A 19,876-nucleotide genomic window follows, 5' to 3' on the forward strand; every position below is an offset into this window, starting at 1 on the left:
TGTTCAGTCCTTCGGGGTCACGACGTGGCCCGTCTCCAGCGGGGCCGAGGCGAGGACGGTGCCGTCGGCGGACACCAGGCGGACGCCGGAGAGTGCCGCGGGGTCGATGGGAGTCGAGGCGCCCCACTGGCCGTGTCCGCCCCGCAGCTCGAAGTCGCCGGCGCGGACCGTCGAGCCGTCGGAGCGCTCGAGGAGGCAGGTGACCCTGCCGCTGTACGGGGTGCCGGGGCCGGTGAGTGCGACGGTCATGAAGACCCAGCCGGGGTGCCCGGGGTGGGCGTAGATCTCGCCGACGGGCTCCGCGCCGCCTCCGGCCGAGATCAGGTCTCCGACCAGTACCGGTTCACTCACGACGGCGGCGGGCGGCGAGGCCGTGACCTCCTCGACTGCGGTGCCGATCGCCCAGCCGGCGAACCCGCAGGCGACGGCGAAGGCGACCGCGACCGAGGCGATCCGCAGCCGGGCCCGGCGGGCGTGATCGCGCAGGCCCTGATGCGCGAGGCCGGACGCGCGCCCGGGGCGCCCCTCGTGCGCCGCCGCCCGGGCCAGGTCGCGCGCCACGCGGGTCTCGAACCCGGGCGGCGGCTCACGGTCCGGCAGCAGGCCGATCAGGCCGTCGCCGACGAGGGTCAACTGCTCGACGTACTCCCGGCAGTCCGCGCACCCGTCCAGATGCGCGACCGCCTCGGCCCGCTCGCGCCCGGGCAGCACGCCCAGCGCGAGTTCGGCGCCGATCTCCCGCACCTTGTCGCAGTTCACGTCACTCGACATGGTCGCCTCGCTTCGGAGAGGCGAGCGTGGTCCGCAGTTTCGCCATCGCAGCCCTGATCCGTGTCTTGGCCGTGCCCAGCGGAATGTGCTCCGAGTCGGCGATCTGCTGGGCCGTCATTCCATAGATCCCTGCCATCACCAGCGCACGGGCCTGTTCCCGCGGCAGCCGCGCCACCGCGGCCCGGAGCTGGGACGAGGCCTCCTCGGCAAGCGCCCACTGCTCGGGGGTCTCGGTGACGACACCCAGGAGGGCGTCGAGATCCTCGGGTGCCACCGGATCCGACCGCCGTGCACGGACGGCGTCGATGGCGAGGTTGTGCGCGATGGTCGTCAGCCAGGTCATGACCGAACCGCGGCGCGAGTCGTAGATCTGGGCATGACGCCACGCACGCTCGAACGTCTGCTGGGCGATGTCCTCGGCCAGCTGCGGGTCTCCGGTGACAGCCATCGCGACACCGAAGACCCGGTGCTGGAACCTCCGTACGAAGGTGACCGCGAGTTCCGGATCACCGGTGGCCAGCCCGGACAGCAGAGCCTCGTCCGGGAGGCGGCCCACGGGGAACCGGGAACCCGACACACCTTTGGATACGGTCGGCCGCCGCCAGGGGATTGCCCGCTCACCGCGGAAGATCACATTCCCATTCTCCGTCGGCGGGCCGGGCCCCGCATGCGGGTCAGTGTCCGTTCTGCGCCAGCCGCAGCAGATGGTCCGCGAGGGCCTGTCCCCCGGTCGGTTCCCGGCTGATCAGCAGCAGGGTGTCGTCACCGGCGATGGTGCCCAGGATGTCGTGCAGCTCGGCCTGGTCGATGGCCGAGGCGAGGAACTGCGCTGCCCCGGGCGGAGTGCGCAGGACCACCAGGTTGGCGGAGGCCTCCGCGGAGATCAGCAGCTCCTGGGACAGGCGCCGCATCCGCTCCTCCTTCGCCGACTCCCCGAGCGGAGCGCGCGGCGTGCGGAAGCCGCCCTCGCTGGGCACCGCGTAGATCAGCTCGCCGTCGGTGTTGCGGATCTTGACCGCGTTCAGCTCGTCGAGGTCCCGCGACAGCGTCGCCTGCGTGACGCTCAGCCCGTCGTCGGCGAGGAGCTTCGCCAGCTGGCTCTGCGACCGCACCGGCTGCCGGTTGAGGATGTCCACGATCCGGCGGTGCCGTGCGGTGCGGGTCTGCGGCACGGCGGGCCCGGCCCCGGCCCCCTGCTCGTGGTCCTGCGCCTGGCTCATCGTCGTCTCATTCTCCGGATCGTCCGTCCCCATTCGCTGGGTTCGCTGCGTCGAGGATGCCGGGCAGCGCCCGGAGGAAGGCGCCTGTCTCGTCGTCGGTCAGGTTCAGCGGCGGCATGATCCGTACGACGTCGGGAGCGGGCGCGTTCACCAGGAACCCGGCCTCCTGGGCCGCCTGCTGCACCTGCGGTGCGTGCGGCCCGGTGAGCACGATACCCAGGAGGAGGCCCGCACCCCGGACATAATCGATCAACGGGTGGTCGAGCGCCTCGATTCCCTCCTGTAGTGCGCCGCTCTGCCGTTTCACGTTCTCCAGCAGCCCCTCGGCCGCGATGGTGTCGAGGACGGCGAGTCCCGCGGCGCAGGCGACCGGGTTGCCGCCGAAGGTCGTGCCGTGCTGGCCGGGCTGGAGCAGGTCGGCGGCCCGCCCGAAGGCCACGGTGGCGCCGAGCGGCAGCCCGCCGCCGAGCCCCTTGGCGAGCGTGACCACGTCGGGCAGGACGCCCTCGTGGGCCTGGTACTCGAACCAGCTCCCGGTACGGCCGATGCCCGTCTGCACCTCGTCCAGGACGAGCAGCGCCCCGGTGGCCGCGGTGATCGCCCGGGCCGCCTTGAGGTAGCCGGCCGGGGGCACCACGACCCCGTTCTCGCCCTGGATCGGCTCGATGATCACGAGGGCCGTCTCCTCGGTGACCGCCGCGGCCAGTGCCTGGGCGTCGCCGTAGGGGACGTGGGTGACATCGCCGGGCAGCGGCAGGAAGGGCGCCTGCTTGCCGGGCTGGCCGGTGAGCGCGAGGGCGCCCATGGTGCGGCCGTGGAAGCCGCCCGTGGTGGCCACCATGTGGGTGCGCCCGGTCAGCCGGCCGATCTTGAAGGCGCCCTCGTTGGCCTCGGCGCCGGAGTTGCAGAAGAAGACCTTGCCGTCCCGGCCGAAGAGCTGGAGGAGGCGTTCGGCGAGGGCGACGGGCGGTTCGGCGACGAACAGGTTGGAGACGTGCCCGAGAGAGGCGATCTGCCGGCTCACCGCCTCGACGACGGCCGGGTGGGCGTGGCCGAGCGCGTTGACCGCGATGCCGCCGACGAAGTCCAGGTACTCCTTGCCGTCGGCGTCCCAGAGCCTTGTGCCCTCGCCGCGGACGAGGGGCAGTCGCGGGGTGCCGTAGTTGTTCATGAGCGCGCCCTGCCAGCGCGCGGTCAGCTCTGCGTTGGTCGCGGTCCCCGTCATGACTGCTCCCCCTCGGCTCCGTCGGGCACGACCATCGTGCCGATGCCCTCGTCGGTGAAGATCTCCAGCAGGATCGAGTGCTGGACCCGGCCGTCGATGACTCGGGCGGTCGTCACGCCGTTGCGCACGGCGTGCAGGCAGCCCTCCATCTTCGGCACCATGCCGGAGGACAGCTCCGGCAGCAGCTTCTCCAGCTGGGAAGCGGTGAGGCGGCTGATCACCTCGTCGGAGTTCGGCCAGTCCTCGTAGAGGCCCTCGACGTCGGTGAGGACCATGAGGGTCTCGGCCCCCAGTGCCGCAGCGAGTGCCGCAGCCGCCGTATCAGCATTGACGTTGTAGACTTGGCCCCCTTTGTCGAAGGCGTCCTGGGACCGGGCGATCGACGACACGACCGGGATGCGGCCGTCGGCGAGCAGGGCCTCGATCGCGCCCGTGTCGATCGCGGTGATCTCGCCGACCCGCCCGATGTCGACCGGCTCGCCGTCGATCTCGGGCTGGTGCTTGGTGGCGGTGATGGTGTGGGCGTCCTCGCCGGTCAGGCCCACGGCGAGCGGGCCGTGCTGGTTGAGCAGGCCGACCAGCTCGCGCTGCACCTGTCCGGCCAGCACCATCCGTACGACGTCCATGGCGTCCTCGGTGGTGACGCGCAGGCCCGCCTTGAACTCGCTGACGATGCCGTGCCGGTCGAGGGCGGCGCTGATCTGGGGGCCGCCGCCGTGCACCACGACCGGCTTGAGGCCGGCGTGCCGCAGGAAGACGACGTCCTGGGCGAAGGCGGCCTTCAACTCCTCGTTCACCATGGCGTTGCCGCCGAACTTGATGACGACGATCTTGCCGTGGTGCCGGGTCAGCCAGGGCAGCGCCTCGATGAGGATCTGGGCTTTCGGCAGGGCCGTGTGCTTGCGAGTGGTCATGAGCTGTACGCGCTGTTCTCGTGGACGTAGTCGGCGGTGAGGTCGTTGGTCCAGATGGTGGCGGTCTCGCCGCCGGCCGCGAGGTCGGCGACGATGTGCACCTCGCGGTAGCGCATGTCGACCAGCTCGCGGTCGTCTCCGACGCCGCCGTTCTTGCAGACCCAGACGCCGTTGATGGCGACATTGAGCTGGTCGGGCTCGAAGGCGGCCTTGGTGGTGCCGATCGCCGACAGGACGCGGCCCCAGTTGGGGTCCTCGCCGTGGATCGCGCACTTGAGGAGGTTGTTGCGGGCGATGGAGCGGCCCACCTCGACGGCGTCGTCCTCGGTCGCGGCGTTGATCACCTCGACCTTGATGTCCTTGCTGGCGCCCTCGGCGTCGCGGATCAGCTGCTGCCCGAGGTCGTCGCAGACCTGCCGTACGGCCTCGGCGAACTCCTCGTACTCCGGGGTGACCCCGGCCGAGCCGGAGGCGAGCAGCAGCACCGTGTCGTTGGTGGACATGCAGCCGTCGGAGTCGACGCGGTCGAAGGTCGTGCGCGTCGCCGCGCGCAGCGCCCTGTCCAGTACGCCGCTCTCCAGCTCCGCGTCCGTGGTGAGCACGACCAGCATGGTGGCGAGGCCGGGGGCGAGCATGCCCGCGCCCTTGGCCATGCCGCCGACGGTCCAGCCGTCCCTGGTCACCACGGACGTCTTGTGGACGGTGTCGGTGGTCTTGATGGCGATGGCGGCCTTCTCGCCGCCGTGCTCGCTCAGGGAGCCGGCCGCCGTCTCCACTCCCGCGAGGACCTTGTCCATGGGCAGCAGCACGCCGATGAGGCCGGTGGAGCAGACGGCGACCTCGATGGCGCCGCGGCCGAGCACCTCGGCCGCCTTCTCGGCGGTGGCGTGGGTGTCCTGGAAGCCCTTGGGGCCGGTGCAGGCGTTGGCGCCGCCGGAGTTGAGGACCACGGCCGACACCTGACCGCCCTTGAGGACCTGCTCGGACCAGAGCACCGGCGCGGCCTTCACACGGTTGGAGGTGAAGACGCCCGCGGCGGCACGGCGCGGCCCGTTGTTGACCACGAGGGCCAGGTCAGGGTTGCCGTTCTCCTTGATCCCGGCGGCGATGCCCGCCGCCGTGAACCCCTTGGCTGCCGTGACACTCACTGCATCTCCTTGTTCGCTTCTCCGCCCGTGCAGCGCAGCGGTGCGGCTTTCGTCGTCGTCTGCGGCCCGGCGGCTGCACGTGCGTCGCTCACGGCGCGACTCCGATCGTGGAAAGCCCGGTGGTCTCGTCGAGACCCAGGGCGATGTTCATGCTCTGGACGGCACCGCCCGCGGTGCCCTTGGTCAGGTTGTCGATGGCGCTGATCGCGATGATGCGGCCCACGGCGTCGTCGTATGCGACCTGCACCTGAACGGCGTTGGAACCGTAGACGGACGCCGTCGCGGGCCACTGGCCCTCGGGGAGCAGGTGGACGAACGGTTCGTCGGCGTAGGCCTTCTCGTAGGCGGCGCGCAGGGACTCGCCGGTGACCCCTTCCCTGGCGGTGGCGCTGCAGGTGGCGAGGATGCCGCGGGGCATCGGCGCGAGGGTCGGCGTGAAGGAGACGGCGATCCGCTCCCCGGCGACCGAGCTGAGGTTCTGGATCATCTCGGGCGTGTGCCGGTGGCCGCCGCCGACGCCGTACGGCGACATGGAGCCCATGACCTCGCTGCCGAGCAGGTGCGGCTTGGGCGCCTTGCCCGCGCCGGAGGTGCCGGACGCGGCGACGATCACGGCCTCCGGCTCGGCGATCCCGGCGGCGTAGGCCGGGAACAGGGCGAGGGTGACGGCGGTCGGGTAGCAACCGGGCACCGCGATGCGCTTGGACCCCTCCAGCGCGCGGCGGGCGCCCGGAAGTTCGGGAAGGCCGTAGGGCCAGGTGCCGGCGTGCGGGGAGCCGTAGAACCGCTCCCAGTCGGCCGGGTCCTCGAGCCGGAAGTCGGCGCCCATGTCGACCACGAGGACGTCCGGGCCGAGCTGCTCGGCGACGGCGGCGGACTGCCCGTGCGGCAGCGCCAGGAAGACGACGTCGTGCCCGGCGAGGGCCTCGGCCGTGGTCTCGGTCAGCACGCGGTCGGCCAGCGGCAGCAGATGCGGCTGGAGCGCGCCGAGCCGCTGGCCGGCGTTGGAGTTGCCGGTCAGGGCACCGATCTCGACCTCGGGGTGTGCGAGGAGCAGGCGCAGGACCTCTCCGCCCGCGTATCCGCTCGCTCCGGCCACCGCCGCACGTACCGCCATGTCCATCCTCCTCTGGATGGCATGACTATACGTATCGCTGCACGTTTATGCAATCGACTTGGGGAGCATCACCCAGCGGGACACGACGAAGGTGACCGGGATCGCCGTCGCCGAGGCGAGCAGCGGGGCGAAGCGGCTGCCGGCGTGGAGGACGTCGACGATCACATAGACACCGGCGGTGGTGATCAGGAAATTGGTGGCGTTGGTCAGCGGGAACAGCAGGAATTTCCGCCAGGTCGGCGGGGTCCGATAGGTGAAACGCGCGTTCAGGAAAAAGGATCCGATCATGCTGAGCAGAAATGCCAGAATGTGCGCGGCAAGATACGGCAACCACGTCAGAAACAATAGGTAAAGACCGTAGTAGGTGGCCGTGTTGACGACACCGACCACCGCGAAGGTGAAGATCTGTCTCGAGATCAAGGGATGAGGTCTTTCGTCCGTTCCACGTTGGTGGCCTTCACCAGGAAGTGCGGGCGCCCCTTCACCTCGTAGTAGATGCGGCCCGTGTACTCCCCGATGACCCCCAGCATGACCATCTGCACGCCCGCCAGGGCCGTGACGGCGGTGATGATGGTCACGTACCCGGGTGTCTGGACCCCGTTGACGAGCGCGGCGCCCACGATCCAGGCGGTGTACAGCCCGGCGCACAGCAGCAGGCCCATGCCCAGCCACAGGGCGGCGCGCAGCGGCCGGTTGTTGAAGGACAGCAGGCCGTCGAGGCCGTAGTTGAGCAGGCTGCGGAAGGACCAGGAGCTGCTGCCGGCCTCGCGCACCGCGTTCTCGTACTCGAAGGTGGTGCTCGGGAAGCCGACCCAGGCGAACAGGCCCTTGGAGAAGCGGTTGTACTCGGTCAGGTTCAGGATCGCGTCCACCACGCGGCGCGACAGCAGGCGGAAGTCGCCGACGCCGTCGGCGAGTTCGACGTCGACCATGCGGTTGATGAGCCGGTAGTACAGGCGGGCGGTGACGGTGCGGGCGAGGCCGTCGCCGGTGCGGGTGCGCTTGGCGATGACCTGGTCGTAGCCCCGGCCGCGCAGCTCCACCATCCGCTTGATCAGCGCCGGCGGGTGCTGGAGGTCGGCGTCCATGACGACCACCGAGTCGCCCGAGGCGTGCCTCAGGCCGGCGAGCAGGGCCGCCTCCTTGCCGAAGTTGCGGCTGAAGGAGACGTACCGCACCCGGGAGTCGCACTCGGCGAGGTGCTTGAGGACGGCGAGTGTGCGGTCCCGGCTGCCGTCGTCGACGTACACGAACTCCATGTCGTGGCCGAGCGGCAGCAGCTCGTCCGCGATCTTCTGGATCTGCTCGTGGAAGCGTTCGAGGACGTCTTGCTCGTTGTAGCAGGGTGCGACGATCGATATCAGCATGGTGGTCCCCCCAGGGGCGCGGTCAGAGTGCGGCGGTCACGCGCTCGTGTGGCGGTGTGGTCGTGGACGGTGCCGGGACGCGTCGGCGGCGGACGGCGGTGAAGGTGGCGAGCAGGCCGAGCGTGAGGAGCGAAGCACCCCCGACGGCCGCGCCCAGGCGCAGGCCCGGCGGATGAAAGGTGCAGGTCAGCGAGGTCGAGGTGCCGTCGAGGGGGACGGCGATCAAGCCGTGGTACTCCCCCGCGGGCCGCTGCGGTCCGTCGCCCACGGCGCAGCGCCAGCCGGCGATCCGGGGGGCCGCGACGACGGCGGTTCCCCTGCTGCCGGGCGGGAGTTCGGCCCGGATGGTGCCGTCGGAGACGGTCACCTCGGTGGCGCCGGTGGCCTTGAGCCGTTCGACCGCGGTGTGCAGCCGGGCGGTGTCCAGGCAGCCGACCGCACCGTCCGGGATGACGCTCGGCTTGTCCGGCGACAGTTCGATCCGCAGGCGGCCGGAGGCCGGCACCGTGCCGAGCCGCTGCATGGGCGCGATCTTGGTGACGGGGTGGTCGGAGCGGAACCGCCCGGTCGGGTCCTGCGCCGTGGCACCGGTGAGCCGCGCGGTGCCCGAGAGGTGCGGCGCCCACAGGTACACCTCGCTGCCGGCCGGGCACCGGGCCGTGATGGCCGGCTTGTGCGGGGCGGTCGCGAAGGGCAGCGCACCGATGAGCAGGCCGGGCCGGTCGTCGACGTCGCGGCTCGGCACCCGCCCTGCGCTGGTGCGCACGGTGGGGCGGGGCACGGTGTAGACGCGGGTGCCCAGCAGCAGTTCCTGGTTGCGGTACGGCGACGGACCGAACGCGGAGAGGCCGGCATGAGTGGCGGAGCCGGTCGAACGAACCGTCACCAGGGGCGGTACGTCCTGGCGGGACACCGTCACCCCGCTGCCGTCCTGCGGGAACCAGTTCTGGTGCGGGTCGGGCGGAGAGTGCACCCGCGCGCCCACGGAGAAGATGGCGTCGGTGACGGCGTTGTCGAGGCTCTGCAGGTTCCGGCCGCGCGAGGTCCAGCCGTCCCCGAGCGCGGTGAGCGTCCGGCTGAGGACGTCGGAGGTCACGCTGCTGTAGTACTGGGCGCCCTGGCCCCCGACCAGCATCGGGTCGTTGCCGACGGTCTGCTCGCGCCCGGGGTCGGTGCGGTAGCGGGGCCAGCCGTCGGCGCCGGCGATCGCCTCCGCCTGCCGCTGCTGCCGCTGTCCCCAGGGCAGGTAGTCGTCCATGTGCGCGAGGCGCAGCCGCGTGGCCACGGCGGAGGTGGCGGCGGTCTCACCGAGCTGCGCGCCGAGCAGGAGTACGACGGCCAGGCCGGCCAGCCGGGAGCGCTGCCCGGCGTCGGCGCGGGCCAGCAGGGCCAGTCCGCCGAGCGCGCCGACGGTGGCGAGCAGCAGTACCGGCCAGGCGAAGAACCGGACCAGGTGGCTTCGGCTCGCGACGAGGGTGATGAGGGCGAGGAGCCCGGCGGCCGCCGCGAGCGCGCGCCGGTCGGGCGGGCCGTAGGACAGGGTGTGCCAGGCGGCGATCACCAGCAGTCCGCAGAGCACGAAGGCCTGGCGGTATGGGCTGCCCTGCGGGGTGGCGAAGGCGTGCCAGACCAGGTGGGTCGGCGCCCACTGCAGCGACAGGGTCACGGCGAGCACGAGGAGGGTCCAGCCCGTGCGCACCCGGGCGGGGACCCCCCGGTGGAACGGCAGGGCGAGGGCGAGCAGCAGGGCCGTGATGCCCACGTAGACGGCCGGGGAGCCGAAGCCGTACGTCGTCGGCAGCAGCCGGGCGAGCAGGTCCTCGCTCGCCACCGGGGCGAACTGACGGACGCGGCCCGGGTAGGCGTGCTGGGTGCCGAAGTAGACCACCGTCACCAGCGGGGCGGCGAGGCCCACGCCGAGGGCGACGGTGAGGGCGGCGCGGCCCGCCGCGGCGAGCGCCCGCCGGCGGGGCAGGTCCGCCAGCAGCAGACGGAGCAGCAGCACCAGGCCGGCGCCGAGCGTGGCCATGTAGGCGGTGTAGAAGTTCGCGATCCAGGCGAGGGCCACGACGAGGACGCCGAGGTGGCGGCGGCGTCCGGCGAGGGCCCATTCGCCGACCAGGCAGAGCAGGGGCAGCGCGATGAGGCCGTCGAGCCACATCGGGTTGTAGGAGGCGTCGGCGACGCTCCAGCCGCACAGGGCGTACGAGGCACCGAGCAGGCCGGCCGCCCACCAGCGGCCGGGGGGTGTCTTCTGGATCAGGTCGGCGGAAAGCGACGGCCCGTTGCGGCCGACCTGAGCGGGGTCTGGTGCGTGCAGCTGCAAGGCGGAGGAGGGAGTCGACGCGGAGCGTCGGGGACCGACGACAACGCGGCAGATGGGCGTGCCAGACCCCGCGTCGCCGACATGATCCAGAAGACACCCCCTAGGGCGCAGGGCGAGCAGCAGGCAGGCCATGGCGGCCGCGGCCGCCGCGATCTTCAGGACGGTGATCACGTACACCGCGAGGTCGATCTCGTCCCGCGGGAAGAGGGCCACGAGCAGGGCGAACGGGCTGCCGAGATAGGTGCCGAGGTCGGGCAGGAAACTGGAGCCGTAGCCCGACTGCCAGTTGACGAGGAGACCGCCGTCGGCCCTGCCGTGCAGGAGGTCCCACAGGTGCGCGTGGAAGGGCACGTACTGGTTGCCCAGGTCGTTGACGCTGCGGGTGCGGGGGCCGAAGGGGTAGCTGCGGGCGATGACGTCACCGGCGCAGAACGCCGTGATCGTGACGGCCGCGGCGAGCAGGGCGGCGGCCCGCCTCGGTCGGGATATCTCTTTCACACCCTGTTCCTGTCCGGGTGTCGCCGCGCGTTGCATCGCATTTCTGACGGTCCCCCACGGAATGTACGCCTCATGGATTCGCCGTCTTAGACGGGACTCGTTTCCCGTTGGTTGTGCGCTCACCGAAAACTGAGGCGACTTCTTCCGAATATGGGAAACACCGCGTGAATTTCGTGACGGGCAGGAGAACTCAGGCTTTCCGGAAGGTGTTTTCAAGGTGAATCGAGCAGCGGGCCGCTGCCTCTCGGACAGCAGCCCGCGGACGACGCCGTGGCTACCTCTGCCTGATCCGCAGGAAGGTGACGGAGTTCGCCGGGAAGGTGTACGTGAACGTCCCCGCGACTCCGGTGAAGGTGGACGTCTGAGGGGCGACCGCCGTGGACGTCTCGGTGTTCACCGCGCCGGGCGCGGCGGCGAGCGTGGTCACCTCGGCCCGGGAGGCCACCTCGGGGCCACCCAGGTCGATCGCCGTACGGGCCGCGGAGTCTTGCGCGTTGACGACCTTGACGATCAGCTCACCGGTCTTCGTGTCCCGGGTGACGACCTGGCGGAACGGCTCGGCCGGCCGGTCGTCGGTGAAGCTGCCCCACTGCTGCCCGTCGAGGAAGAGGGTGACCTGGCGGCCGCGCACCTTGATGTCGATGTCGTAGGCGCGGCCCGTCTCGACCGAGCCCGCCTTCGCCATCAGCGTGGACTTGCCGCCGTCCACGGCCTGCTCGACCGCGCTCTGGGTGTTGTTCCAGCCGCCCAGGTTCCACCAGTAGTAGGTGCCGGTGTCCTTGACGCCGAAGGCGACGAGGAAGCCCTCCTTGCCGGACTTCTTGGTGGCCTTCACGTGCAGGTCGTAGTCGTGCCAGGCCGGGTCGCCCGCCTGCACCATGGTGTTCTCGGCGGTGTCGTTCGCCTGCACGTACTGGCCGTCCTGGATGCTCCAGCTGCCGGTGCCCGTGTGGGTCCACTTCGAGGCGTCACCGGAGAAGTCGTCGCCGAGCAGGGTGCTCCCGTCGGCGGCGGTTACCGACACGTCGTCGTAGGCGGCGCTGGTGTTCCAGGTGGACAGGCCGACGGCGCCGGTGATCGGGCCGCTGACGTCCGGGGTCGTGGTGGCCGTGGACGGCACCACCCGGTTGCCCACGTTGTTCATGAACAGCTTCTGGACCTCGTAGTTGGCCGAGCCCCAGGAGGCGTGGTTGTTGAACCACACCAGGTCCGGCCGCCACTGGACGTAGTCCTCGTTGGCGAACAGCGGGGCGTAGGAGGCGAGCTCGACGACGTCCGCGTTGCGCTCCAGGCCGGTCATGTAGGCCGCCTCGGCGAGGCCGTTCTTGAAGGCGTTGCCCTGGGAGGCGTACTCGCCGAGGAAGACCTTCGGGCCGCTGCGGTCGTAGGAGTCGTAGCGGTCGTTGTTCTGCAGGAACCACTGCGGGCTGTTGTAGTAGTGCTCGTCGACCAGGTCGACCTCGGCGTCCCGGTTGAGCTTCCAGGCCGTGTCGAAGGTCGCGCCGGAGTCGTCCGGGCCGGAGTTGGAGATGACCTGCACGGACGGGTACTTCGCCTGGATGGCCGCGCGGAACTGCTGGAAGCGGGCGAAGAACTCGTTCGGCAGGTTCTCCTCGTTGCCGACCTCGATGTGGGTGAGGCGGAAGGGCTTCGGGTGCCCCATCTCGGCGCGCAGCTTGCCCCAGGCCGAGGACGCCGGACCGCGTGCGAACTCGATGAGGTCGAGGGTGTCCTGGATGTGCCGCTTGAGCAGGGCGTCGTCGACGACGGCCTTGTTCTGGCCGCAGCCGGTCACCAGGGCCGGGACGACGGGCAGGGGCATCGCGCCGATGTCCTCGGCGAAGCGGAAGTACTCGTAGTAGCCGAGGCCGTAGGACTGGTTGTAGCCCCAGAAGTTCGAGTTCGTCGCCCGCTGCTCGACCGGGCCGACGGTGTCCTTCCACTGGTAGGAGCGCGCCCGCTGCCAGCCGGAGGCCTCGCTGTAGTCCTGCATGGAGCCGGTGTTGACCAGGCAGCCGCCGGGGAAGCGGACGAAGCCCGGGTGCAGGGCGGCGACCTTCTCGGCGAGGTCCTTGCGCAGGCCGTTCGGCTCGTGCTTGTAGGTGTCGCGCGGGAAGAGGGAGACCATGTCGAGCGCGGCGGCGGCCGAGGAGGCGACGGTGAGGCGGCCGGTGGTGCTGGTGCGGGTCGCGGTGAAGGTGACCCGGTACCGGGCCCAGCCGCTCTTGCCGACGGCGATCTGCCGCGCGGCGGCCAGTGTGCCGCCCGCGTCCTGCAGGGACACGGTGAGGGTGGTGCCCGCCTCCGCGCGGGCCCACACCGAGAAGTCGTACTTCTTGCCGTCCTGCACGGCGATGCCGGTGTTGTAGCCGGAGTTGGTGACCGACGAACCGGCGCCCAGGGTGAGGTAGTCGCGGTTGCGGTCGTCGAGGCGGCCTGCGTCGTTCACGACCTGGGCGGTGCCGGTGACCGTCCAGGCGGTCAGGGGCGTGTACGACCGGTTGTCGTCGGTGGAGTACTCGAAGGACCGGTTCTGCACGAGCTCGGCGTACAGGCCGCCGTCGGCGGCGCGGTTGATGTCCTCGAAGAAGACGCCGTACATCGTCTTGTCGATCTGGGCGCCCTGGGCAGAGGGGTCGACGGTGATCGAGTAGTCGGTGACGTCGGCGGCGTGGGCAGGGGGCGGGACGGCGGTGGCGGCCAGCAGGAAAGCGCTTGCCGTGAGGCCGAGTCTCAGCCTGGTGCGGGTGGTGCGTGACATGGATACTCCGCGGCTCGTGGTTCGTTCGAAATATCAGACAATGGTCAGCACTTCGAACGGCAAGATAGGGAAGGGGTATGAGCACGTCAATGGGGCGTGCGGACAGGGGTGATGATGGGCGAGTTCTGGCCCGTGGCCGACGTGCCGGCCTATCTGGCCGGGAGCTGGCGCGTGGAGCGGACGGTGCGCGACCTGTCGGGCGGGGACGAGGGGCGCTTCGAAGGAGCCGCCCTCTTCAGTCCGCTCGACGGCGGCGGGCTGCTGCACGAGGAGTCGGGGACCTTCACCTGGCAGGGAGTGGCGCGGCCCGCGACGCGGACCCTGCGTTTTCTGCCCGGGGCCGCCCCGGGCACGGCGGACGTGCGGTTCGCGGACGGCCGGCCCTTCCACGACCTGGACCTGACCACGGGCCGGTACGTCGCCGATCACCCCTGCTCGGCCGACCTCTACCGGGGCGAGTTCACCGTCCTGGACGCCGACCACTGGCGCACGGTGTGGCGGGTGCGCGGACCGGCCAAGGACCTGGTGCTGACCACCGACTACGCGCGCGTGCGCTGAGTCGGCGCGCCGTCGAAGCGGAGGTTCCAGCGGCCCGCCCGGCCCGTCACCATGGTCGTCGACAGCGGGCGGACGTCGATGTTCCAGTAGGACGCGGGCGGTGCCTTCAGGGCGTACACCAGGGCGGCGCGGATCACCGAGGGCTCGGCGACGGCGACGATCCGGCCGCCGTCGTCCACCGGCCGGGTGTCCAGCCAGCCGCCGACCCGGGAGATGAAGGCCAGCAGCGACTCACCGCCGTGCGGGGTCGAGCGCGGGTCGGCGAGCCAGGCGTCCACGGCGTCCGGTTCCCGGGCCATCGCCTCGCCCAGCGTCAGCCCGCGCCAGCGGCCCATGTCGCAGTCGCGCAGGCCGAGCTGGACCAGCGGCGCGTATCCCAGGGCGTCGCCGGTGGCACGGCTGCGCGGGGTCGGGGAGCAGTAGCGCAGCTCGGCCGCCGCCAGCGGCAGCAGGTCGCCGGCGACGCGCTGCACCTCGTCCCAGCCGGCCTGGTCCAGCGGCCGGTCGTCCTCGAAGCGCTCCGCGAGCAGGGGGGAACTGCGCGCGGCCGCGACGAACGTCACCCGAAGTGGCATGCGGTGATGGTGTGCCTCGGGTGTCCGCAGGTCAAGGTCTGCCGCCTGTGAGCTACCCGTGGTGTGCGAGCGCTTACTCGAAGGGGTGAACCAGCCACTGGTCCGGACGGTCCAGCGGCCGGAAGCCCAGCTTCTCGTAGACCCCGTGCGCATCCTCCGTGGCGAGCAGGATGCGGCGCAGGCCGAAGGGCCGCAGATGGTCCCGGATGCGGCCGACGAAGGCCGTGCCGACGCCCTTGCCGCGCACCGAGGGGTCGACGTAGACGTCGGCGAGCCAGGCGAACAGCGCCCGGTCGGTCACCACGCGCGCGTACGCCACCTGCTCGCCCGAGACCGTGGCGTACACCCCGAAGTTGATCGAGGACGCCATCATGCGTTGATCATCACAGCGGGGGCGGACCGGCGTCGACCGGATTTTCCGGTCAGCCTGCCCGGAACACCTCGTCATACGCCGCCCGCAACCGCCGTACCCCCTCCACGATCTCCCCCGTCCCGGCCACCGCCGCGAAGCTCAGGCGCAGGTGGGCAGCGGGAGGCTCGGCGCTGAAGTAGGGGCGGCCCGGGGTGAGGGCCACGCCCGCGCGCAGGGCGGCGGCGGTCAGGGACGCCTCTCCCCCGGAGCCGAAAGCCTGGGAGGTGCCCGAAGTGCCCTCGCAGAGGCGGAGCCAGAGGTGGTAGCCGCCTGACGGGATGTGGGGCAGGGCGAGCTCGGGGAGGTGGCGGGCGAGTTCCGTCGCCATGGTGTCGCGGCGGGTCTTCAGCTCGGCCGACAGCGCCCGCAGATGGCGGGGCCAGGCCGGGGAGCCGACGAGTTCCAGGGCGGCCTCCTGGAGCGGCCGGGGGACGAAGAAGCTGTCCACGACCTGGATGGCGCGCAGGCGCTCCAGTACCGGACCGCGGGCGGCCAGCGCGCTCACCCGGAAGCTGGGCGAGGTCGCCTTGGTCAGCGAGCCGACGTGGACGACGACGCCGTCGGGGTCGTCGGCGGCCAGCGGGCGGGGCAGCGGGCCTGCGTCGGCGTGCACGAGACGCCGTACGAAGTCGTCCTCGATGACGAACGCGCCGGCCGACCGTGCGATGCGCAGCACCTCGGCGCGGCGGTCGGGGGCGAGGACCGCGCCGGTCGGGTTCTGGAACAGGGGCTGGCAGACGAAGACCCGGGCGCCGGTGGCGCGGAAGGCGTCGGCCAGGAGGTCGGGGCGTACGCCGTCGGGGTCGAGCGGCACCGGGACCGGGCGCAGGCCGGCCGCGCGGGCCAGGGCCAGCATGCCCGGGTAGGTGGGCGACTCCACGAGGACCGGTGCGCCGGGCGGGGCCAGCGCCCGCAGGGCCGTGGCCAGCGCGGCCTGGCCGCCGGCGGCGATCAGCACCTCGGCCGCGGTGACGGACCCGCCGATACCGCGCGCGAACCACTCCCGCAGTTCCGGCAGCCCCTCCAGCGGCGGCCTCCCCCAGGCGCCGGGCCGCCGGCCGGCCCGGGCGAGGGCCGCGGCCATGGCCCGCTCGGGCTGCAGCGTGGGATGCAGGTAGCCGCCGTTGAACTCGAGCACGCCGGGCGGCGGGGTGGTGAGCGAGACGGTGACCCCGGAGGCGTCCACCGTGCGCGGTACGAGGTCGGCGGCGCCGTCGGCGCTCAGTGCGACCTGCTGCCAGGAGGTGTCCCCGGCGGGCGCGGCGACGGTGTGCGGCCGTGCACGGAAGGCGCCGGCGCCGGGCCGGGTGACCACCAGACCCTCGGCGGCCAGCTGGGCCAGGGCCCGGGAGACGGTCACCGGGCTCACCCGGAACCGCTCGACCAGGGCCCGGCTCGACGGGAGCTTTCCGCCGGGTGAGTAGCGGTCCAGTTCCCGTCGCAGCTGTTCTGCCAGTTCACCGACACTGCTACGCTCATGCATGAGAACACAGAGTAGCGCTACTATCCCGACGGCGATAGCGGTCCCCGCTCCGCGCGAGCACCGGTCCCTCGGCACCGCCCAGGCCGCCCTCGGCGTGATCGCCTTCTCCCTCACCTTCCCCTCCACCGCCTGGGGCCTGGAGAGCTTCGGTCCCTGGTCGCTGGTGGCCGTGCGCAGCGTCCTCGCGGCGCTGGTCGCGGGAGCGTGTCTGCTGGTTCTCAGGGTGCCGCTGCCCGAGCGGCGGCATCTGCCGGGCCTCGCGGTCGTCGCCGCCGGGGTGGTGCTCGGCTTCCCGCTGCTGACCACGCTCGCCCTTGAGACCTCGACCACGTCCCACGCGGCCGTCGTGGTGGGCCTGCTGCCGCTGACCACCGCCGTCTGCTCGGCCCTGCGCATGGGCCACCGGCCCTCCCGGCGGTTCTGGCTCGCGGCGCTGGCGGGCGCGGCCGCCGTGCTCGCCTTCACCGTCGGCCAGAGCGGCGGCGCGCTCACCGCCGCCGACGGCTTTCTGTTCGCCGCGCTGCTGGTGTGCGCGGCCGGGTACACCGAGGGCGGGCGGCTGGCCCGGGTCATGCCCGGCTGGCAGGTCATCGGCTGGGCACTGGTGCTGTGCCTGCCGCTGAGCCTGCCGGCCGCCGCGCTGGCGCTGTCGTACGAGCCGGTGCAGCTGACCGGGCACGGTGTGGCGGGTGTGGTGTGGGTGTCGGTGGTCTCGCAGTTCCTCGGTCTGGTCGTCTGGTACCGCGGGATGGCGGCCGTCGGGATCCCGAAGGCCAGCCAGTTGCAGTTGGCCCAGCCGCTGCTCACACTGGTGTGGTCGGCGCTGCTGCTGGGCGAGCACCTCGCGGCGGCCGCTCCGCTGACCGCCGTCGCCGTACTCGTCTGCATCGCCGTCACCCAACGGTCGTGACCGTGAGGAGGGCCTGATGCGCGCAAGCGTGGGCGACAAGTTTGTCCAGCACGGCAGGGTGGTCGGCCAACACGACAAGATCGGCGAGATCGTCGAAGTGATGGGCCAGAAGGGCGAGCCGCCGTTCCGCGTCCGCTTCGAGGACGGGCACGAGGGCATCTGCTCCCCCGGCCCCGACACCGAGATCCGGCACAAGGAAACCCGACCCTCGTAGGCTCAGCGGGGTGGTTTCGCCGGCTGCCCGTAGTGGTCGGCGACCACCCGCGCCATCGCCCCGATCGGATCCGCCGCCACGTCCCGGGCGGCGAAGAACACATGCCCGCGCACCTGCGGATACCCGGCGGCGAGTGTGAGGTGCCGGGAGAGTTCGACCGGGTCCCGCCACTCCGACGGCTGCCCCGCGGCCCCGGCCTTGTACAGGGCCTCACCGATGTACAGCTGCGTCTTCGTGCCCTTGGCCACCTCCGCCCACCAGGCGACGAGGGTCGCGTAGTCGGCGGCGGCGAAGCCGATGTGCCAGTAGAGCTGCGGGACGATGTAGTCGATCCAGTGGTTGCGCACCCATTTGCGGGTGTCCGCGTGCAGATCGTCGTACGTCTGCACGCCCGCCCGGGTGTCCGAGCCGCGGGAATCGGTCGTGGCGTTGCGCCACACCCCGAAGGGGCTGATCCCGAACCGGGTGGCGGGCCGGATCCGCTTGATGCCCGCCGCCGTCTCCTGGACCAGTTGGTCGATGTTGTCGCGGCGCCAGGCGGCCCGGGTGGGGAAGTCGCCACCGTACGCGTCGTAGGCGTCATCGTCGTCGAAGGTCTGTCCGGCGACCGGGTACGGGTAGAAGTAGTCGTCGAAGTGGACGGCGTCGACCGGGTACCTGTCGACCGCGTCCAGCACGGCCTGCTGCACGAAGGCCCGGACCTCGGGCAGCCCCGGGTTGTAGTAGAGCTTCCCGCCGTACGGCACCACCCAGTCCGGATGCCTGCGGGCCGGGTGCGAGGCGGCCAGCCGGCCGGGGTCGGTGTGGTTGGCGATGCGGTACGGGTTGAACCAGGCGTGCAGGCGCAGCCCGCGGGCGTGGGCCTCCTTGACCGCGGTGCCCAGCGGGTCCCAGCCCGGGTTCCTGCCCTGCGTGCCGGTGAGGTACTCGGACCAGGGCTCGTAGGGCGAGGGCCAGAACGTGTCCGCCGTGGGCCGCACCTGGAACACCACCGTGTTGAGCCGGTCGCGGACCGCCCTGTCCAGGTGGGCGATCAGCTCCCCCCGCTGTGCGTCGGCGCTCAGGCCGGGCCGTGAGGGCCAGTCGCGGTTGGACACGGTCGCCAGCCACATGCCCCGCATCTCGCCGGCCGCGCGTGGCCCTCGGCCGTCCGGACGGTGCCGGCCGGTCGCCCCCTGGTCCGCCGCGGCGCTCCGGGCCGTCGCCGGCGGCGCCAGCGTCGACAGCGCCGCCAACGCAAACGCACGCCGTGACAGTCCACCCATCTGCACACCCCCATACGCTCCGGATCCGTGTCGTCACGGATCGTTTCGCGCCCCAGGATGCACCCACCCGGGCGATCGATCATCGATACTTGGCGGTAACGTGCACGATCGGAGCAGGGCACCGAACCCGGAGGTCCTGCCGAGCCGGAGAAACACCAGCGAAGGGGACGATGTGACGGGCATCCCAACGGGAGACATTGCGCGCGTCGGAGTCGTGGGCTGCGGCCAGATGGGCGCGGGCATCGCCGAGGTGTGCGCCCGCGCAGGACTGGACGTGAAGGTCGCCGAGACCACCGGCGAGGCCCTGGAGTTCGGCCGTACCCGGCTGTTCAACTCCCTGTCCAAGGCCGCCCAGCGCGGCAAGATCAGCGAGGAGGAGCGCGACGCCACGCTCGCGCGTCTCAGCTTCACCACCGACCTCGGCGAGTTCGCCGACCGCGATCTGGTGATCGAGGCCGTCGTGGAGAACGAGCAGGTGAAGACGGAGATCTTCCAGGTGCTCGACCAGGTGGTGACCCGCGCGGACGCGATCCTGGCCTCCAACACCTCCTCCATCCCGCTGGTGAAGCTGGCGGTCGCCACCTCGCGCCCGGACCAGGTCGTCGGCATCCACTTCTTCAACCCGGCCCCGGTGCAGAACCTGGTCGAGCTGATCCCGGCGCTCACCACCTCCGAGGGCACGCTCAGCCGCGCGCAGCTCTTCGCCGAGAAGGTTCTCGGCAAGCACGCCATCCGCGCCCAGGACCGCTCCGGCTTCGTCGTCAACGCGCTGCTGGTGCCCTACCTGCTGTCCGCGATCCGCATGTTCGAGTCGGGCATCGCGAGCCGCGAGGACATCGACAACGGCATGGAGATGGGCTGCGCGCACCCGATGGGCCCGCTGAAGCTGGCCGACCTGATCGGCCTGGACACCGTCGTCTCCATCGCCAACTCGATGTACGCCGAGTACAAGGAGCCGCTGTACGCCGCTCCCCCGCTGCTCCAGCGCATGGTCGAGGCGGGCCGGCTCGGCCGGAAGACCGGCTCGGGCTTCTACACGTACGGCTGATTACGCTCCGCGACACCTGTGTGCCCGGCACCGAACTCTGTGCCGGGCACATCTGTTTCACACA

18 protein-coding genes and 1 pseudogene are annotated in these 19,876 nt (G+C 71.5%); 4 read left to right on the plus strand and 15 right to left on the minus strand.

The features are described 5' to 3' along the window. Positions 1–3 precede the first annotated feature (3 nt). The 11 genes from ACZ5DS_RS16920 to ACZ5DS_RS16970 form a co-directional block, all read right to left on the minus strand. Complete coding sequence (locus ACZ5DS_RS16920; RefSeq protein WP_468238722.1) at positions 4–771, minus strand: zf-HC2 domain-containing protein; 768 nt, start codon at positions 769–771, stop codon at positions 4–6. Beyond that, positions 761–1,348 (minus strand): RNA polymerase sigma factor, encoded by a 588-nt coding sequence (locus tag ACZ5DS_RS16925; RefSeq protein ID WP_468238724.1) that lies wholly within the window; start codon positions 1,346–1,348, stop codon positions 761–763. The genes ACZ5DS_RS16920 and ACZ5DS_RS16925 overlap by 11 nt, the downstream gene beginning before the upstream one ends. A 97-nt stretch (positions 1,349–1,445) precedes the next feature. Then, positions 1,446–1,991 carry an arginine repressor gene (locus ACZ5DS_RS16930; RefSeq protein ID WP_468238726.1) on the minus strand — a complete coding sequence of 182 codons (546 nt, stop codon included), beginning with the start codon at positions 1,989–1,991 and terminating at the stop codon, positions 1,446–1,448. 7 nt (positions 1,992–1,998) lie between these two features. Next, positions 1,999–3,216 carry an acetylornithine transaminase gene (locus ACZ5DS_RS16935; RefSeq protein ID WP_468238728.1) on the minus strand — a complete coding sequence of 406 codons (1,218 nt, stop codon included), beginning with the start codon at positions 3,214–3,216 and terminating at the stop codon, positions 1,999–2,001. Further along, on the minus strand, positions 3,213–4,130 hold the full coding sequence (gene argB / locus ACZ5DS_RS16940; protein WP_468238730.1) for an acetylglutamate kinase: 918 nt from the start codon (positions 4,128–4,130) through the stop codon (positions 3,213–3,215). Before argB ends, ACZ5DS_RS16935 begins: the two co-directional genes overlap by 4 nt. Next, positions 4,127–5,278, minus strand: coding sequence for a bifunctional glutamate N-acetyltransferase/amino-acid acetyltransferase ArgJ (argJ, locus tag ACZ5DS_RS16945; protein ID WP_468238732.1), 1,152 nt, complete (start codon positions 5,276–5,278; stop codon positions 4,127–4,129). The genes argB and argJ overlap by 4 nt, the downstream gene beginning before the upstream one ends. 88 nt (positions 5,279–5,366) lie before the next feature. Then, complete coding sequence (gene argC, locus ACZ5DS_RS16950) at positions 5,367–6,395, minus strand: N-acetyl-gamma-glutamyl-phosphate reductase (RefSeq protein ID WP_468238734.1); 1,029 nt, start codon at positions 6,393–6,395, stop codon at positions 5,367–5,369. 45 nt (positions 6,396–6,440) lie between these two features. Continuing rightward, entirely contained in the window at positions 6,441–6,815 is a 375-nt protein-coding gene (locus ACZ5DS_RS16955; protein ID WP_468238736.1) for a GtrA family protein, read from the minus strand. Next, entirely contained in the window at positions 6,812–7,762 is a 951-nt protein-coding gene (locus ACZ5DS_RS16960; RefSeq protein WP_468238738.1) for a glycosyltransferase family 2 protein, read from the minus strand. Before ACZ5DS_RS16960 ends, ACZ5DS_RS16955 begins: the two co-directional genes overlap by 4 nt. A gap of 22 nt (positions 7,763–7,784) precedes the next feature. Next, the gene (locus ACZ5DS_RS16965) at positions 7,785–10,586 is read right to left on the minus strand and encodes a YfhO family protein (protein WP_468238741.1); all 2,802 of its coding nucleotides are present in this window, start codon (positions 10,584–10,586) and stop codon (positions 7,785–7,787) included. A gap of 274 nt (positions 10,587–10,860) precedes the next feature. Then, a complete protein-coding gene (locus tag ACZ5DS_RS16970; RefSeq protein WP_468238743.1) occupies positions 10,861–13,347 on the minus strand; it encodes an alpha-L-arabinofuranosidase C-terminal domain-containing protein in 2,487 nt (828 codons plus the stop codon). A gap of 114 nt (positions 13,348–13,461) precedes the next feature. On the opposite strand from ACZ5DS_RS16970, the gene ACZ5DS_RS16975 reads away from it, so the two are divergent. Next, entirely contained in the window at positions 13,462–13,905 is a 444-nt protein-coding gene (locus ACZ5DS_RS16975; RefSeq protein ID WP_468238746.1) for a DUF6314 family protein, read from the plus strand. Here the strand turns inward: ACZ5DS_RS16975 and ACZ5DS_RS16980 are convergent. The 3 genes and pseudogenes from ACZ5DS_RS16980 to ACZ5DS_RS16990 form a co-directional block, all read right to left on the minus strand. Further along, positions 13,887–14,480 (minus strand): histidine phosphatase family protein, encoded by a 594-nt coding sequence (locus ACZ5DS_RS16980; protein WP_468238747.1) that lies wholly within the window; start codon positions 14,478–14,480, stop codon positions 13,887–13,889. The two genes, ACZ5DS_RS16975 and ACZ5DS_RS16980, sit on opposite strands and share 19 nt — an antisense overlap. Before the next feature lie 73 nt (positions 14,481–14,553). After that, positions 14,554–14,877 (minus strand): annotated as a pseudogene (locus ACZ5DS_RS16985) (GNAT family N-acetyltransferase); the annotation flags it as partial. A 25-nt stretch (positions 14,878–14,902) separates the two neighbouring features. After that, complete coding sequence (locus ACZ5DS_RS16990; protein ID WP_468238749.1) at positions 14,903–16,375, minus strand: aminotransferase-like domain-containing protein; 1,473 nt, start codon at positions 16,373–16,375, stop codon at positions 14,903–14,905. Here ACZ5DS_RS16990 and ACZ5DS_RS16995 point away from each other — a divergent pair. Both ACZ5DS_RS16995 and ACZ5DS_RS17000 read left to right on the plus strand, forming a co-directional pair. Further along, positions 16,374–17,285 (plus strand): DMT family transporter, encoded by a 912-nt coding sequence (locus tag ACZ5DS_RS16995; protein WP_468238752.1) that lies wholly within the window; start codon positions 16,374–16,376, stop codon positions 17,283–17,285. The genes ACZ5DS_RS16990 and ACZ5DS_RS16995 overlap by 2 nt on opposite strands. A gap of 16 nt (positions 17,286–17,301) precedes the next feature. Beyond that, positions 17,302–17,499 carry a DUF1918 domain-containing protein gene (locus tag ACZ5DS_RS17000; protein WP_468238754.1) on the plus strand — a complete coding sequence of 66 codons (198 nt, stop codon included), beginning with the start codon at positions 17,302–17,304 and terminating at the stop codon, positions 17,497–17,499. A 2-nt stretch (positions 17,500–17,501) separates the two neighbouring features. Here ACZ5DS_RS17000 and ACZ5DS_RS17005 read toward each other — a convergent pair whose 3' ends face one another. Beyond that, a complete protein-coding gene (locus ACZ5DS_RS17005) occupies positions 17,502–18,764 on the minus strand; it encodes a glycoside hydrolase family 10-like protein (protein ID WP_468238757.1) in 1,263 nt (420 codons plus the stop codon). A 172-nt stretch (positions 18,765–18,936) separates the two neighbouring features. Between ACZ5DS_RS17005 and ACZ5DS_RS17010 the strand changes: the two genes are divergently transcribed. Then, entirely contained in the window at positions 18,937–19,812 is an 876-nt protein-coding gene (locus ACZ5DS_RS17010; protein WP_468238759.1) for a 3-hydroxybutyryl-CoA dehydrogenase, read from the plus strand. Positions 19,813–19,876 lie beyond the last annotated feature (64 nt).

This window comes from Streptomyces sp. NPDC031100, from assembly GCF_055570785.1.

Coding starts and splice junctions, on each gene's coding strand:
- ACZ5DS_RS16920 (WP_468238722.1), bottom strand. CDS start 771: ATGTCGAGTGACGTGAACTGCGACAAGGTGCGGGAGATCGGCGCCGAA.
- ACZ5DS_RS16930 (WP_468238726.1), bottom strand. CDS start 1,991: ATGAGCCAGGCGCAGGACCACGAGCAGGGGGCCGGGGCCGGGCCCGCC.
- ACZ5DS_RS16935 (WP_468238728.1), bottom strand. CDS start 3,216: ATGACGGGGACCGCGACCAACGCAGAGCTGACCGCGCGCTGGCAGGGC.
- argB (WP_468238730.1), bottom strand. CDS start 4,130: ATGACCACTCGCAAGCACACGGCCCTGCCGAAAGCCCAGATCCTCATC.
- argC (WP_468238734.1), bottom strand. CDS start 6,395: ATGGCGGTACGTGCGGCGGTGGCCGGAGCGAGCGGATACGCGGGCGGA.
- ACZ5DS_RS16960 (WP_468238738.1), bottom strand. CDS start 7,762: ATGCTGATATCGATCGTCGCACCCTGCTACAACGAGCAAGACGTCCTC.
- ACZ5DS_RS16970 (WP_468238743.1), bottom strand. CDS start 13,347: ATGTCACGCACCACCCGCACCAGGCTGAGACTCGGCCTCACGGCAAGC.
- ACZ5DS_RS16975 (WP_468238746.1), top strand. CDS start 13,462: ATGGGCGAGTTCTGGCCCGTGGCCGACGTGCCGGCCTATCTGGCCGGG.
- ACZ5DS_RS16980 (WP_468238747.1), bottom strand. CDS start 14,480: ATGCCACTTCGGGTGACGTTCGTCGCGGCCGCGCGCAGTTCCCCCCTG.
- ACZ5DS_RS16995 (WP_468238752.1), top strand. CDS start 16,374: ATGAGAACACAGAGTAGCGCTACTATCCCGACGGCGATAGCGGTCCCC.
- ACZ5DS_RS16990 (WP_468238749.1), bottom strand. CDS start 16,375: ATGCATGAGCGTAGCAGTGTCGGTGAACTGGCAGAACAGCTGCGACGG.
- ACZ5DS_RS17000 (WP_468238754.1), top strand. CDS start 17,302: ATGCGCGCAAGCGTGGGCGACAAGTTTGTCCAGCACGGCAGGGTGGTC.
- ACZ5DS_RS17005 (WP_468238757.1), bottom strand. CDS start 18,764: ATGGGTGGACTGTCACGGCGTGCGTTTGCGTTGGCGGCGCTGTCGACG.